Genomic DNA, 14,989 nt, shown 5'->3' with positions numbered 1-14,989 from the left:
CCGGGATTCGCTCACGCGTCCACCTCCACGAGCCGCTTCCCGTCGAAGGTCATGACTTCGAAGTGGTCGATCTCGTTCGGGTCGAAGGCCGCGCCGCCGTGGACGTAGAGGGGATTCTTCGCCTGTTCGGTCTTGGCGTTCGCAATGCCGTAGCCCCAGTTCGGGACCGCCCAGGAGGTCACCGTCTCGCGCTCGCCGTTCTTGCCGACGGCGATCAGGGAGCACTTGAGCGGGCCCTTGACGTTCTTGAGCTGGAGGACCGCGTGGGTGCCCCAGTCCTTCTTCTCCACGGCGACGACGGCGTTGACCTTGGTGCTCGGGTCCGTGGCTTCCAGCTTGTCGGTCATGACGTCGAAGGCCGCCTTGGCCGGGCTGGTGGCCATCGCCGCGGGCGGCGACGTGCTGCTGTCGCTGCCGCCGTTGACGGCCATCACGGTCAGCGGACCGCCGATGATCAGCGCGGCCGCGGCAGCCACCAGGTACAGGCCGCGCCGGCGTTTCACCGCGCGCCGCTCCGACACCTCGTCGACCAGCCGCTCCGCGAGCCGTGGGCTCGGGCGTGCGGCCAGCGACTCACCGATGGCCGGGGTGCCCTGGGAGGCGGGCAGATCCGCGAGCGCGGCGAGCATCGGCTCCATGCCGGCGAGATCGTCGAGCTGTTGGCCGCACCACTCGCAGGTGGCGAGGTGGGCCTCGAAGGCGGTCGCCTCGTGATCGTCGAGGATGCCGAGGGCGTAGGCGCCGACAGTCTCGTGGATGTTGTCACCGGGGTTCTGCTGTCCCCGTGGTCCCTGCATGGCTCCTGGACCGCCCGTTCCGTATCCCCCGTATGTGTTCATGCCGTCACCCCCCGCTCCTCCAGCGCCAGCTTCATCGACCGCAGGGCGTAGAACACCCGGGAGCGCACGGTGCCGCTGGGTATGCCGAGCGTCTCGGCCGCCTCATTGACCGTACGCCCTTTGAAGTACGTTTCGACCAGAACTTCCCTGTGAGCAGGGGTCAGGTCGTCCAGCGCGTCCGACAGTGTCATCAGCCACAACGCCTTGTCGATCTCGTCCTCCGCGGGGATGACCTCCAGCGGTGACGGGTCCACCTCCTGCGGCCGGGCCTGCCGGCTGCGGTGGCCGTCGATGACGATGCGCCGGGCGACCGTCACCAGCCAGGGTCGTACCGAACCGGTCGCACGATTGAGCTGACCGGCGTTCTTCCAGGCACGGATGAGTGTTTCCTGCACGACGTCCTCGGCGCGCTGCCGATCCCCCGCCACCAGCCGCAGCACATACGCGAGCAAGGGCCCCGCGTGCTCTCGGTACAACGCACGCATCAACTCCTCGTCGGGTTCGGTCGACGGGGACGACGCGGACGGATTCATGCGATGTCGGGCCCTTTGCCTTCGTTCATCAGCCACGGCCGAATCCTTGCGCACGCCTACCTCCGGTGTCCGGGGGTTCCCCCAGTCGGTCGCTCATCCCGGGGTACGTGCACGCTCGAGCGCGTGTTCAAAGAAAGCGCATTTTTTGTTGTGGAAGTTGTGAAGAAAGTTTCTTGATCACTCCACGCGATCGGTGGATCACACACGGAGGCGATCGCACGCGGATGATCATGCGCGGGCGAGGGCTGCCCGGCGCCGGTGCCGGGCCACGCGCTCCCGGTTTCCGCACACCTCACTGGAGCACCAGCGTCGGCGCCTGCCCCGGGAGGTGTCGAGATAGACGATCGGGCAGCTGTCTCCCTCGCACTGTCGCAGACTCGCCCGCGTCGCCGGGTCGGTCAGCAGTTCGACGGCCTCGCGGGCGACGACGGCGAGCAGTGCGGGGCAGCCGGGCGGGGTGTGCAGCCGACGCCGCAGCGAGCCGTCGTCCGCCCGTACGGCCCAGGGTGCGGGCGGGGTGCCGAGCGCGGCCGCGTTGACGCGGGCGAGCGCCGCCTCGGTGGGCCGTCCGTCCAGCTCGCCGCGCACCAACTGGGCGATGTGACCGCGCAACTCCCTGAAGTCGAGCAGCCAGGACGCGTCGGCCGCCGCCAGCGGCGTGCCCGCCGGGACGAGTCCGGAGCGGGTGATCCAGGCGCGCAGCCGCTCCACGGAGTCGAGGCGTTCCTCGGGGTGGGTGGTCGCCAGGAGGTCCAGGCAGATCCGCCCGGAGTCGAACCGCAGCTCGTACGAGGCCGTGGCCGTGGCCGTGCCCAATGCCATGTGCCTGTCACCGCCTTGGGGTTACCGCCATGAGGGCCTTGAGTGGCCTTGAGGGTCGCTAAGGGTCGTACCCCCTACAGTGCATGCCCGCACACACAGCCGGAAGACCCGGTGCCGACCATGCCGTGGGCGCCCGCGTACGGGGCCGCGCCGACGCTGACGGCCATCTCGGTCTCGCAGGCGCGGAACTCCCCTTACAAGTGGTGGGTGTTCACGGCTCTCGCCGCGTACGCGCTCGCCTTCCTCTGCACCGTCGTGGTGAACACCCCGCTCGACAACGAGCTCGCGAGCGGTTCGAGGACACCTCGGCAGGTCTTAGACCGACCGGCAATTGGAGGGCGGCGTCGCGGGGTCTGGCACGCACATCTGCCGCGTTGTCGTCGGTCGCGATGGCTCCGCCATCACTCCCTCCTCCGCCTTGCAGCTGCACGCACCAGACCCCGCTCCTTTTCCCACCCTCCCATTGCCGGTCGGTCTTACGTGTCCCCGTACTTGGAGTCGGCGGCCGGGTCGAGTGCGAGCCGGTAGCCGCGCTTGACGACGGTCTGGATGAGCTTGGGCGCGCCGAGTGCCGTACGCAGCCGTGCCATCGCCGTCTCGACGGCGTGCTCGTCCCGCCCGGCGCCCGGCAGCGCCCGCAGCAGCTCGGCCCGGGACACCACCCAGCCGGGGCGGCGTGACAGGGCCCGCAGCAGCGACATCCCGGCGGGCGGCACGGGCCGCAGCGCCCCGTCGACCATCACCGCATGCCCGCGGATCTCGATCCGGTGACCCGCGATGGGCAGCGTACGGGCCCGGCCCGGAAGTTCCTGGCAGAGCAGCTGGACCAGGGGGCCGAGCCGGAAACGCTCGGGCTGGACGGTGTCGATGCCATGGGCCTGCAGCGGGAGCGCGGTGACCGGGCCGACACAGGCGGGCAGTACGTCGTGGTTGAGGGCGGCGAGCAGTTCGGGCAGCAGGCCCCGGTCCTCGGCGCGGGAGAGCAGGGAGGCGGCGGCGGGGGCGCTGGTGAAGGTGAGCGCGTCCAGGCCGCGGGTGACGGTGGCGTCCAGCAACCGGTCGACGGGCCCGAGGTCCTCCGGCGGCATCCACCGGTAGACGGGCACCCCGACCACTTCGGCGCCCGCGGCCCGCAGCGACTCCACGAACCCGGGCAGCGGCTCGCCGTGCAGCTGTACGGCGATACGGCGGCCTTCGACGCCCTCCTCCAGGAGCCGGTCGAGCACCTCGGCCATGGACTCGGAGGACGGCGACCACTCCTCGGTCAGCCCCTGGGCCCGAATCGCACCCTTGACCTTGGGGCCGCGGGCGAGCACCTCGACCTCGCGCAGCCGGCCGAGCAGGTCCTCGCCGAGCCCCCATCCGTCGGCGGCCTCGACCCAGCCGCGGAACCCGATGGCGGTGGTGGCCACCACGATGTCCGGTGCCTGGTCGATCAGCTCCTTGGTGGCGGCGAGCAGTTCGCTGTCGTCGGCGAGCGGCACGATACGCAGGGCGGGAGCGTGTTGGACGCAGGCGCCGCGCCGCTGGAGCAGCGCGCCGAGTTCGTCGGCCCGACGTGCGGCCGTCACGCCCACGGTGAACCCCGCGAGAGGGCCATGGTCTGGTCGCTGTTGTTCGTCGTACATGGCTTTCGTCCCGGCTCTCGTCTTGCGCTCGAGTCGTCGTGCTTGACCGCCGCACTCATGGCCGGCTCTCACGGCCGGCACTTACGGCTGACCGAGCCTGTCAACGCCCCGTGACAGGCTCGGATCAGCATTGTGTCGCGCGTGTTACGTCACACCTCGGCGTAGCTGAGCTGGGGCTTCGCCTCCGAAGCGGTCGACGCGGGGGCCTCGGCGCCGGAGGGGCGGCGAAGGTATACGGCCCAGGTCACCACGAAGCAGACGGCGTAGAAGGCGAGGAATCCCACGAAGGCGCCGGTGCCGGAGCCGACGCTCAGGAAGGACTGCCGGAAGGCGAGGTTGATGCCGAGTCCGCCGAGCGCGCCCACGGCTCCGATGAGGCCCATGGAGGCACCGGACAGTCGGCGCCCGTAGGCGGCCGCCTCCTCACCGCTGAGCCCCTTGGCGAGGGCCTTGGTGTGGAAGATGCCGGGGATCATCTTGTACGTGGAGCCGTTGCCGAGGCCGGTCAGCACGAACAGCACGATGAACGCGGTGGTGAACAGGGCCAGCGACTTCTCCATGGACGCGACGACGATGACCGCGGTCGCGGCGGCCATCCCGACGAAGTTCCACAGAGTGATCTTCGCGCCGCCGAAGCGGTCGGCGAGCCAGCCGCCGACGGGACGGATCAGCGAGCCGAGCAGCGGCCCGATGAAGGTGACGTACGCGGACTCCAGCGGCGTACGCCCGAACTGCGTCTGGAGCACCAGACCGAACGCGAAGCTGTATCCGATGAACGACCCGAACGTCCCGATGTAGAGGAACGACATGATCCAGGTGTGGGCGTCCTTCACGGCCTCCTTGGCGGCGCCGGTGTCGTTCTTCACGGACGCGATGTTGTCCATGTAGAGCGCGCCGAGGACGGCGGCGATCACGATGAGCGGGATGTAGATGCCGAGCAGGACGCGCGGCCCACCGCTCGCCCCGATGACGGCGAGACCGATGAGCTGCACGACCGGCACGCCGATGTTGCCGCCGCCCGCGTTCAGCCCGAGGGCCCACCCCTTCTTCCGCAGCGGGAAGAACGAGTTGATGTTCGTCATGGAGGAGGCGAAGTTGCCGCCGCCGACGCCGGCGAGCATCGCGCAGATCAGGAAGGTCCCGAACGACGTGCCGGGCTCCATCACGAGGAACGCGGCGATCGTCGGGATCAGCAGCATGCTCGCGGCGATGATCGTCCAGTTCCGGCCACCGAAGCGGGCGACGGCGAAGGTGTACGGCACCCGCACGACCGCGCCGACCAGCGTCGCCATCGACACGATGAAGAACTTGTCGGCCGGGGTGAGCCCGTACTCGGGGCCCATGAAGAGGACCATCACCGACCACAGGGTCCAGATCGAGAACCCGATGTGCTCGGAGAGCACCGAGAAGAACAGGTTCCGCCGGGCGACCTTCTCCCCCGTCTCTTTCCAGAAGGCCTCGTTCTCCGGGTCCCAGTCCTGGATCCAGCGGCCTCCCCTGCTCGGTGCGGGGGCTGTACTAGGGGCTGTCATGACGCCTCCACGGTTCTCCGGTGCGGTGCTCGTGTCGTACTTGGGGATGACAACCGAAGGTAGGGAGGGTGCGTTTCCGGCCTGTGGCTGTGGGTGACCGGAAGGGAACTTTGCTCTCACTCGGGCGGGAGTCCGTCGGTGAGGACGATTCCGCGTGCGAAGACGTCGAACGTCGGTGGGGCGGATGGTGCGCCGGTGGTGGGCGAGGGCGAGCCCGTCCTGGTCGCCCACATACGCGAGGGTCTCCAACTGTGCGGCGATGGCCTTCGGGACCTGTTGGGTCGCTGACCCGCAGGCACCGTGAGCCAGAAATCCCCCTGCTTTAGCTGGGGGAGGATTCAATACGCCCTACCCGCACGCAAGCGCGTCACATACTCAAGTCCCCCCAGATCAAGGCTTTCGCCGAGAGCCCCCACGTTGTGCACCGTTCGGCCACAACCTGGGACTCCGCCGCGCCGCGAGATCCTCGATCCAGCCCACCGCGACGATCATGAGACCGATCAGCGGCCACACCAGGACGAACGTCCACAGCGTGTACGTCGAGTCCAGCGCCGCCACCGCGCCGTCGCCCTGCAGGAACGGGAGGTTGTAGGCCTGGTCGATGATCGGGACCGTGGCCATGATCAGCAGGTTGTGCCACAGGTAGATCGTCACGGCACGGTTGTTGGAGAGGGTGACGAGTCTGTCCCAGCGTGCCAGGCGGCCGGGGAGTTCCCGCCAGGACGGGGAGTACTGGAGGAGGATGACGACGAACCCGAACGACCAGGTGGCCTGGGCGAGCGGGATGTCGTTCAGATCCCAGCCCTCGGGGCCCAGATGGCCCGAGGCCCACCACAGACCGAAGGCCATGAGCAGGGTCGAGCAGGAGATCGCCAGATAGCGGGGCACGCGTTGCAGCACGCCCTCGTGGTGTGCGAAGCCCAGGACCCAGCAGCCGCCGTAGACCGCGAAGTCCGTGATCGCGTTGCCCGCTTCGCCGGGGATGGTGACCAGGCCCGTCCCGACGACCGCCGTCAGGGCGAGGGGGGCCAGCAGCGTCGCCCAGGGGGCTCTGCGGAAGGCCAGGAGCAGGAGGGGGGACGCCACCACGAACCACAGGTACGCGCGCAGGTACCAGAGCGGACCCACCGCGTCGACCGCCCACGTCTGCTCCAGCAGGCCGCCCTCGGAGCCGACCTGCCAGGGGAAGGACGGGGCGCCGATCGGGATGACGTAGTTGATCAGGTCGAGAACGCCCCATGTGCCACCGTTGTCCGGGTCCTTCGCCGGGTTCCAGCCGCCCACGAACAGCAGGGCCAGGGCGACCGCGCTGAACGCCCACAGCGGGGGCAGCAGCCGCCGCACCCGCCCCCGGATGACGCCCCACGCCGGGCGGTTCAGCGAGCGGGCCATCAGGGAGCCCGCCAGCGCGAACATCACGCCCATGGACGGGAAGAGGATCGTCAGCCACGCCCAGCCGAAGAGGTGGTAGACGATCACGCGGACGAGGGCCATCGAGCGCAGCAGGTCCAGGTAGCGGTCGCGACCCGGCTTCTGGGCAGGGGGAGGGGAGGCGGCAGCCTCAGGTGCCGGTGCCGCGGACGACGGCGGTGTCGCGCCCGCCTTGTAGTCATGCGTCGTCATACGACCGGCCTCCGATCGTTCCCGCTCTCATCCCGCTGCCGCGGGATCGATCCCGGCGCCTCCACCACGCCCGTGCGCCGCAGCTTCTGCCAGCGCAGGCGGCCTCCGGTGAGCGCGGTGATCCACGACTGGAGCAGGACCACGTACATCAACTGCCGGTAGAGGATCTGCTGGAGCGGGAGCGAAATGAGGTGCGTCATGCGCTCGCGGTCCAGCCGGAAGGCGTACGCCGCGCAGACCGCCTGAATGGCGAGGACGCCCAGCCACGCGAGGATCGTCTTCTGGGTCGGGCCGAACACGATTCCGTACAGCAGGAATACGTCGATCAGCGGGGCCAGGAGCGGGGCCAGCACCATGAACAGCGACACCAGCGGCAGGCCCACCCGGCCGAAGCGGCCCGACGGACCCCGTTCGACGATCGCCCCGCGGTGCTTCCAGATCGCCTGCATCGTGCCGTACGACCAGCGGTAGCGCTGGGACCAGAGTTGCTGGACGGACTCCGGTGCCTCCGTCCACGCGCGTGCCTTCTCCGCGTACACGACCCGCCAGCCGTCACGGTGCATGGCCATCGTGATGTCGGTGTCCTCGGCGAGCGTGTCGTCGCTCATGCCGCCGACCCGTTCCAGGGCGGAGCGGCGGAACGCGCCGACCGCGCCGGGAATGGTCGGCATACAGCGCAGCAGGTCGTACATGCGGCGGTCGAGGTTGAAGCCCATCACGTACTCGATGTGCTGCCAGGCCCCGATCAGGGAGTCGCGGTTGCCCACCTTCGCGTTGCCCGCGACCGCGCCGACGCGGGGGTCGGCGAAGGGCTGGACCAGCTCGCGGACGGTGGCCGGTTCGAAGACCGTGTCGCCGTCCATCATCACGATGATGTCGTAACGGGCGTTCGCCAGACCTCGGTTGAGGGCCGCGGGCTTGCCCGCGTTGAGCTGGCGGACCACGCGAACGTTCGGCAGGCCCAGGTCTTCGACGATCCGCGCCGTGCCGTCGCTCGAACCGTCGTCGATGACGAGGACTTCGATGGGGTGTTCACTCGCCATGAGCGAACGGACGGTGTTCTCGATGCACTTGGCTTCGTTGTACGCCGGCACGAGCACCGACACCGGTTCGGTGATCGGTGTCGGGCCCCAGCGGAAGCCGCCGCGGCGCACCCGGCGGGCGTGGGCGGCGGAGAGCAGGAGCATCATGCCGAAGCGGGTGAAGACGAGGACGCCGATGACGGCGATGCCGACGACCACGACGCCGGTGACCTCCTCGGAGGCCCGGACCAGGTAGATCCAGGCCTTGCCCTTCCACAGGTCGGGGCCGGTGACCCGGGTGTGCGCGCTGGGGGCGTTGAGCGCCTCGGTGAGGTTCTGGAACTCGTAGCCCCGCTGCTGAAGTCCGGGCAGAAACCGGTCGAGGGCCCGCACGGTCTGGCCGCGGTCGCCGCCGGAGTCGTGCATCAGGACGATCGCGCCCTTGGCGCCCTTGGGCGTGGCGCGGCGGATGATCTCGTCGACGCCGGGCCGCTGCCAGTCCTCGCTGTCGGTGTTGTTGACGACGGTGATGTAGCCGCGGGCGCCGATGTACTCCGTCACCGGCCAGGACTTGTTGTCCATGGCGTCGGCGAAGGACGAGTACGGGGGCCGGAAGAGCGAGGTGCGGATGCCTGCGGCGCCCGCCAGCGCGAGCTGGTTCTGGGAGAGCTCCCAGTCGATGCGCTTCTTGGACTGGTAGGAGAGGTCAGGGTGGTTGAAGGTGTGCAGGCCTACCTCGTGGCCTTCCCTGACCATGCGGTTCACCAGGTCCGGGTAGCGCGAGGCCATGGTGCCGGTGACGAAGAAGACGGCGTGCGCGTGGTGCTCCTTGAGGACGTCGAGGACCTTGGGCGTCCACTTCGGGTCCGGGCCGTCGTCGAAGGTGAGGACGAGACGGCGGTCCGGGACGCTCAGGCTGGTCGTGCGGCCGCCGCGGGTGTCGATGACCGGGCCGCCGTTGAGGATCTGCGCCGGCACCTTGTCGGTGGCGGCCCCGGGCTGGACGCGGTGGTCGGCGAGGATCTCGCTGTGCACGTAGCCGCGCAGCATCAGCATCGCGAGCAGGGCGACGAGGATGAGCAGGGGCAGGAAATGACGCATGGGCAGCCGTCGGCGCCGGGTGCGGGGTGCGGGGTGCTGCGAGCGAGGTGCGGGTCCGTGACGGCTGGTGCGGGATGCCATCAGACGATGTTCTCCGGGTTCTGCGGGGCCTCAGGGTTCTGCGGGTTCTGCGGGTTCCCCGGGTTCTCCGGGTTCTCCGGGTTCTCCGGGTTCTCCGGGGACGAGGAGCTGGTGGTGCCGGGCACGGACTCGATGGGGCTCGGCTCGAGGGGGCCGTCGGCGACGGTTCCGGTGCCGCCGCCGACCGGGCTCTCCGAGGGGCTCGGCGAGGGGCCGTCGTCTGCCGAGGGGCTGGGGCCCGGGGAGTTGGACACCGAGGCGGACGGCTCGGGAGACGGGTTCTCACTGGTGCTGGTGCTCGGACTGGGCCCGGTCGACGTGGACGTCGAGGGCTTCGGGTCGGCGGAGGTGCTCGGGCCGGCGGCACTGGCGGAGGCTCCGGGCGTGGGGCTGACGCCCGGAGCGGGCGTCGTACCGGCGCTCACGGACGGGCTCACGCCGGGCGCGGCGCCGGCCACCGAAGCGGCGGGCTCCGCCGATTCGGCGGGCAGCGGTGACGTGTCGACGTTGCCGGCCGGCTGGTCGTCCCGCTGGCCCGGTACCGGGAGCCAGGGCGCGTTGGAGTTGCCCGACAGCAGCGTGACGACGATGACCACGGCGTACACCCCGCAGGCGATGCCGACGAGCATGCCGAGGCGGCGGATTCTGCGGCTGCGGCGGCCCGACTCGTCGACGAACACCGGGCCGTCCGAGCCCTCCTGGACGTCGGGGACGCCCTTGGCCTGCTGAACCAGCCGGTCGTCCAACTGCCGCCCGGTCCCGTCGAGTTGGACCGTCACCTCGTTCGGATCGTGGGTGTGGCCCGGAGTGTCGGGCTGCTCCCAGGCCGCCGGCACAGGGCCGCCGCCCTGCCCCGCGCCGACTCGGCGACCGTCCCCGGCCGCCTCACCACGGCGGCCGGCCTCGGCACCACGACCCCGCTCGCCACGGCGGCCGGCCTCGGCACCACGACCCGGCTCGCCAGGGTGACCGACCCTGGCACCGCGATCCGCCCCAGCACGGCCATCGGCCCCGCGTCCCGGCTCGGCACCGCCACCGACCCCGCCATCGCGCCCCGGCTCGGCGCCGTGAGCGGTCCCGGTTCGGTGGTCCGGCTCGGAGGGGCGGTCGTTCGCGGCTCGGTGGTCCGCGGCCGGTCGACGGTCCGTCCCGGAGGGGTGATCCGAGCCCGATCGGTGGTCCGCCCCGGGGCGATTCCGGCGGCCCGCGCCGAATCGGCGTCGCTTGCCGAATCCCCGGCCGGCCCCCGTTCCGGCTGCCGCGCCTAACCCCCCGCCCGTCCCCGAACCGGCTTCCGTACCGACTCCCTGGCCCGTCCCCGAACCGGCTTCCGCACCGACTCCCCGGCCCGTCCCCGAACCGGCTTCCGCACCGACTCCCCGGCCCGTCCCCGACCCGGCTTCCATGCCGAACCCCCGGTCCGCCCCAGGACCGGCTTCCGCACCAGCTCCAGGGTTTGTTTCGACACGACGTTCGGCACTCGAACGGGATTCCGCTTCTGCGCCGGGGTCGGTCCCGGTGCCAGGTGCGAACTGCGGCCAGGTCGATGCGCTGTGGCCGGCCTCCGGCCAGACCACCGGCTCTCCGGCTCCGCGCCGGTCCGGCCCCCCGGTTTGCTTCTGGTTCGACGGATCGGCTCCACGCCGGCCCGACTGATCAGCATCTCCTTGATCCAGTTGGGCGTCTTTCCGCCAGTTCTTCACGCGCACGCACTTCCCCCCACGAACATGGTTTCGGGTGCGCGAAACGACTCCGGGCACTACTTAGTCGCCGTTCGGACCGGGCCCCCACCCGCTCCGAGCGCCCCGTTTATCACACTGCACCCGGACCACGAAGGTAGCGCACAGGTGGGGCACCCGTGTGGTTATGCGCCAATCCTGCCCCATCATGATGAACGCGTCCTTGGCCGGAATCCAACTATCGGCCGGACACTCCAACCACCCTTCCTCGGCCGCCAGTTCGACCGCAGCGCATCGAAGGGCGTCGATCCCGGCGTGTACCAGCCCCTTCCGCCACACCAGTGACACGGGCGACAGGGGCACGGGGTCGACGAGGGGCCTCCGCACGGTTTCAGGCATGGCCGGAAATTCCACCACGGCAAGAACGGGATTCCGCTTCCTGGCCATGACCCGCCGGAACTCCTCGGCCCCGAGGGCCACCGGCGCGGGTGCCGCCAGCCGGATCCCGCGCCCCTCGAACAGCCGACGAGCGAGGTCGGTCCACTCCAACGTCCCGGGATTTCCCGCACCCGCGTACACAGTCTGGTCCAGCGCCGCACGCCCGAGGGCCGGCTGAACGAAGGCATGACCCTCGCGGTGACCTGCCTCCTCGGCGGCATCGCCTGCGGCTCGGCGACCGGAGGGTGGATGGTGGAACATGTCTCGGCGACGGCGGGGTTCGGGGTGCCGGTCGCGGCGGCGGCGGTCGCGTTCCTGATCGCAACGGCAGGCGTCGCACGACGGTGAACACCGACGCGTCAGCTCACAGATGATCGACAGTCGGACACGGCTCGGCCGAGCGGCACCTGTCGCGCCGAGACTCCGGCCGTCCGACACGTCCGCATCCACCGACCGCCTCGCGCCAATTCCCGCGCACCCCATTGACGCGCCCACAGCCCGCACATACCTTCCCCCGTCGAAGCGCTTCGACGTCACGCATCGAATCGATTCGATGAACGCTGCGTGATGGTCCCGAAACCCATCCAACTCCCCTGGAGGCAATGGATGTCGACGACACGAAGGCGTGTGGTGGCAACGGCGGCGGCAGCCCTGGCGGGCACCCTGCTACTGGCCTCCTGCGGCGGCTCGGACAGTGGTTCATCGGACGGCAAGACGCTGAAACTGTGGCACTACGAAGCGCCGGACAGCGCGATGGGAGCGGCCTGGAACGAGGCCATCAAGGAGTTCGAGCGCACCCACCCGGGCGTGCAGGTGAAGTTCGAGGACAAGGGCTTCGAGCAGATCCAGAAGACGGCCCCGATGGTCCTCAACTCCTCCGACGCACCGGACCTCATGGAGTACAACAAGGGCAACGCGACCGCGGGCACGCTTTCCAAGCAGGGGCTTCTCACCGATCTGACGGCCGAGGCCACGAAGCGCGGCTGGGACAAGAAGCTCAGCGCGGGCGTGCGGACCACCAGCGAGTACGACACCAACGGCGTGATGGGCTCCGGGAAGTGGTACGGCGTTCCCAACTACGCCGAGTACACGATGGTGTTCTACAACAAGGACCTCTTCAAGAAGTACGGCATCGCCGAGCCCACCACCCTCGACGAACTCACCGCCGCCATGGACACGTTCGTCGCGGAAGGCATCACCCCGCTGGCGAACGCCGGCGCCGAGTACGTCGCCCACCAGTACCTCTATCAGCTCGCCCTCACCAAGGCCGACCGCGCCTGGGTCGACTCGTACGAGCTCTACCAGGGCAAGACCGACTTCCACGACGCCGCCTGGACGTACGGCGCCGAGACCTTCGCCGACTGGGTGAAGAAGGGCTACATCGGCAAGAAGTCCACCAGTCTCAAGGCCGAGGACGCGGGCGTCTCCTTCATCCAGGGCAAGAGCCCGATCCTGTTCTCCGGCAGCTGGTGGTACGGCCGCTTCAAGGCGGAGAACACCTTCGACTGGGGCACCTTCCTCTGGCCGGACACCGACCTCACCCTCGGCTCCGGCGGCAACCTCTGGGTCGTCCCCAAGAGCGCCAAGAACAAGGACCTCGCCTACGACTTCATCGACATCACCATGTCGAAGAAGATCCAGAACCTGCTGGGAAACAAGGGCGGAGTCCCGGTGGCCGCCGACCCCGCCGCCATCTCCGACCCACAGGCCGAGTCGCTCATCGCCGACTTCAACACCCTCTCCGACCAGGACGGACTGGCCTTCTACCCCGACTGGCCCGTCGCCGGCTTCTACGACGTCCTCGTCTCCGAGACCCAGAAGCTGATCACGGGGAGCGAGGATCCGGACGGTTATCTGAGCGCTTTGCAGGAGGCGTACGACAAGGGCGCGCCGAAGACATGACGGTCACCGTCGAACGGGGCGGGCAGGTGATCGGCAAGCAGGACGGGGCCGGTCACCCGCGCCGCCGCCCCCGCGATTCCTACGCCCTCTTCCTGCTCCCCGGCGCCCTCGCCTTCCTCGCCGTCATCGTCGTCCCGTTCCTGATGAACACCGGCGTGAGCTTCACCGACTGGCAGGGTGTGGGCAGCCCGAAGTGGTCGGGGCTCGCCAACTACCGCGAGCTGATGGACGATTCCGAGTTCTGGGCGTCCTTCCGGCACAGCCTCTTCATGGTCGTCGCCATGGCCGCCGTACCGACCGTGCTCGGACTCGTTCTCGCCGCCGCTCTCTTCGACTTCGTCGGCAAGCACTTCGGGACGAGGACGGCCGCCGTCCTGCGCGCCTGCTTCTATCTCCCGCAGGTCCTGCCCATCGCCGTGGCCGGCATCGTGTGGAGCTGGATCCTCGCCCCCGACAACGGCTCACTCAACGAACTGCTGCAGGCCGTGGGCCTCGGATCCCTCCAACAGGACTGGCTCGGCGACCCCGACCTCGCCCTCTACAGCGTGATGGGCGTGATGGTCTGGGTGCAGCTCGGCTTCCCGCTGGTCATCTTCATGGCGGGGCTGCAACGCGTCGACCCGCAGCTGTACGAGGCCGCCGAGCTGGACGGCGCCGGCTGGTGGCGGCGCTTCTGGCACATCACACTCCCCCAGATCCGGCCCGAGATCTACGTCGTCCTGCTCTGGTGCACGATCGCCGCGCTCAAGGTGTTCGGCGCGGTGTACGTCCTCACGAAGGGCGGACCCGGCGGCGCCACCAACGTCCCCTCCTACTTCTCCTTCGCCACCTTCTTCGAGAAGACCCAGGTCGGCTACGGCGCCGCCATCTCCACCGCGCTGACCGTGATCATCCTCGTACTCGCCCTCGCGGGTCTGAAGCTCCAGACCCGCGCCGAGGACGCCGAGGAAGGGATCCGCACATGACAGCCCTGCGCCGCTACCCGGTGCTCGTCGCCCTCGTCATCGCCGCCCTCTTCATGGTGCTGCCGTTCGCGATCGTCGCGATCAACGCCGTGAAGTCGCCCGCCGAGTACTCCGAACACGGCCCGTTGAGCCTCCCGCAGGGCCTCTATCTCGACGGTCTGAAGGACTTCTGGGACCGCGTCGACTACGGCCAGAAACTGCTCAACTCGGTCCTCATCAGCGGTTTCGTCGCCCTTTTCGCCGCGGTCCTGTCCGTCCTCAACGCGTACGCGATCGGCATCGGCCGCATCAAGGGCCGCACCTGGGTCCTCGCCTTCTTCGTCCTCGCGAACATGCTGCCGCAGGAGGCGCTGGTCTACCCGATCTACTACCTGAGCAAGCAGGCCGGGCTGTACGACACCCGCCTCAGCGTGATCATCGTCTTCACCGTCGTCCAGGCGGCCTTCGGGACCTATCTCCTCTCCTCCGTCCTCGGTCAGTTCCCGCGCGAGATCATCGAGGCCGCCCGGATCGACGGGGCGAACAAGTGGCAGGTCCTGTGGCGGATCGTGGTCCCCGTCAGCCGCCCCACGATCGGCGTCCTGCTGGTCTTCTTCTTCATCTGGACCTGGAACGAGTTCCTGCTGCCGCTGGTCATGCTGATCTCCAACGACAACCAGACCGTCTCGGTGGCCCTCGGCGTCCTCCAGGGCCAGCGCCTGATGGACGCCACGATGACGAACGCGGCCGCCCTCCTGGGCGTCCTGCCCGCCATCGTCTTCTTCCTCGTCTTCCAACGAACCCTCACCCGCGGCATCGCCGTCGGTGCGGTCAAGTAAGGGGTG

Annotated in this window: 13 protein-coding genes and 2 pseudogenes; 6 read left to right on the top strand and 9 right to left on the bottom strand. The window is 69.4% G+C overall.

The window, feature by feature from the left end:
• Nucleotides 1–11: 11 nt before the first annotated feature.
• The 3 genes from ACX28W_RS15335 to ACX28W_RS15325 all read right to left on the bottom strand — a co-directional run bounded on the left by ACX28W_RS15335 (nt 12) and on the right by ACX28W_RS15325 (nt 2,194).
• Nucleotides 12–797 carry an anti-sigma factor family protein gene (locus ACX28W_RS15335; protein WP_458999498.1) on the bottom strand — a complete coding sequence of 262 codons (786 nt, stop codon included), beginning with the start codon at nt 795–797 and terminating at the stop codon, nt 12–14.
• 38 nt (nt 798–835) lie between these two features.
• Nucleotides 836–1,372, bottom strand: a complete 537-nt coding sequence (locus ACX28W_RS15330) for a sigma-70 family RNA polymerase sigma factor (RefSeq protein WP_362069619.1) — start codon at nt 1,370–1,372, stop codon at nt 836–838.
• Between the two features lie 228 nt (nt 1,373–1,600).
• Entirely contained in the window at nt 1,601–2,194 is a 594-nt protein-coding gene (locus tag ACX28W_RS15325) for a CGNR zinc finger domain-containing protein (protein WP_458999497.1), read from the bottom strand.
• 120 nt (nt 2,195–2,314) lie between these two features.
• On the opposite strand from ACX28W_RS15325, the gene ACX28W_RS15320 reads away from it, so the two are divergent.
• Nucleotides 2,315–2,722, top strand: a complete 408-nt coding sequence (locus ACX28W_RS15320; protein WP_458999589.1) for a hypothetical protein — start codon at nt 2,315–2,317, stop codon at nt 2,720–2,722.
• Here the strand turns inward: ACX28W_RS15320 and ACX28W_RS15315 are convergent.
• The 5 genes from ACX28W_RS15315 to ACX28W_RS15295 form a co-directional block, all read right to left on the bottom strand.
• Entirely contained in the window at nt 2,671–3,822 is a 1,152-nt protein-coding gene (locus ACX28W_RS15315; RefSeq protein ID WP_458999495.1) for a uroporphyrinogen-III synthase, read from the bottom strand. The two genes, ACX28W_RS15320 and ACX28W_RS15315, sit on opposite strands and share 52 nt — an antisense overlap.
• 149 nt (nt 3,823–3,971) lie before the next feature.
• Nucleotides 3,972–5,354, bottom strand: a complete 1,383-nt coding sequence (locus ACX28W_RS15310; protein WP_458999494.1) for a nitrate/nitrite transporter — start codon at nt 5,352–5,354, stop codon at nt 3,972–3,974.
• Nucleotides 5,355–5,744: 390 nt separating this feature from the next.
• Nucleotides 5,745–6,977 (bottom strand): acyltransferase family protein, encoded by a 1,233-nt coding sequence (locus ACX28W_RS15305; RefSeq protein WP_458999493.1) that lies wholly within the window; start codon nt 6,975–6,977, stop codon nt 5,745–5,747.
• Nucleotides 6,974–9,181 carry a glycosyltransferase gene (locus ACX28W_RS15300; RefSeq protein WP_458999491.1) on the bottom strand — a complete coding sequence of 736 codons (2,208 nt, stop codon included), beginning with the start codon at nt 9,179–9,181 and terminating at the stop codon, nt 6,974–6,976. Before ACX28W_RS15300 ends, ACX28W_RS15305 begins: the two co-directional genes overlap by 4 nt.
• Nucleotides 9,181–9,960, bottom strand: a complete 780-nt coding sequence (locus ACX28W_RS15295) for a hypothetical protein (RefSeq protein ID WP_458999490.1) — start codon at nt 9,958–9,960, stop codon at nt 9,181–9,183. Before ACX28W_RS15295 ends, ACX28W_RS15300 begins: the two co-directional genes overlap by 1 nt.
• An 18-nt stretch (nt 9,961–9,978) precedes the next feature.
• Between ACX28W_RS15295 and ACX28W_RS15290 the strand changes: the two genes are divergently transcribed.
• Nucleotides 9,979–10,449 carry a hypothetical protein gene (locus ACX28W_RS15290; RefSeq protein ID WP_458999488.1) on the top strand — a complete coding sequence of 157 codons (471 nt, stop codon included), beginning with the start codon at nt 9,979–9,981 and terminating at the stop codon, nt 10,447–10,449.
• Nucleotides 10,450–11,064: 615 nt separating this feature from the next.
• Here the strand turns inward: ACX28W_RS15290 and ACX28W_RS15285 are convergent.
• Nucleotides 11,065–11,457: pseudogene (locus ACX28W_RS15285) on the bottom strand (LysR family transcriptional regulator); the annotation flags it as partial.
• On the opposite strand from ACX28W_RS15285, the pseudogene ACX28W_RS15280 reads away from it, so the two are divergent.
• From ACX28W_RS15280 to ACX28W_RS15265, 4 genes and pseudogenes are all read left to right on the top strand, one after another.
• A pseudogene (locus ACX28W_RS15280) lies at nt 11,440–11,646 on the top strand (MFS transporter); the annotation flags it as partial. The pseudogenes ACX28W_RS15285 and ACX28W_RS15280 overlap by 18 nt on opposite strands.
• A gap of 258 nt (nt 11,647–11,904) precedes the next feature.
• Nucleotides 11,905–13,200 carry an ABC transporter substrate-binding protein gene (locus tag ACX28W_RS15275; protein WP_458999486.1) on the top strand — a complete coding sequence of 432 codons (1,296 nt, stop codon included), beginning with the start codon at nt 11,905–11,907 and terminating at the stop codon, nt 13,198–13,200.
• Nucleotides 13,197–14,165, top strand: a complete 969-nt coding sequence (locus ACX28W_RS15270; RefSeq protein WP_458999484.1) for a carbohydrate ABC transporter permease — start codon at nt 13,197–13,199, stop codon at nt 14,163–14,165. Before ACX28W_RS15275 ends, ACX28W_RS15270 begins: the two co-directional genes overlap by 4 nt.
• Nucleotides 14,162–14,983, top strand: a complete 822-nt coding sequence (locus ACX28W_RS15265) for a carbohydrate ABC transporter permease (RefSeq protein ID WP_362069656.1) — start codon at nt 14,162–14,164, stop codon at nt 14,981–14,983. Before ACX28W_RS15270 ends, ACX28W_RS15265 begins: the two co-directional genes overlap by 4 nt.
• Nucleotides 14,984–14,989 lie beyond the last annotated feature (6 nt).

This window comes from Streptomyces sp. SD15 (genome assembly GCF_054462255.1).
The sequence above is the reverse complement of the archived record's forward strand: the minus strand, read 5'-3'. Positions and strand labels throughout refer to the sequence as shown.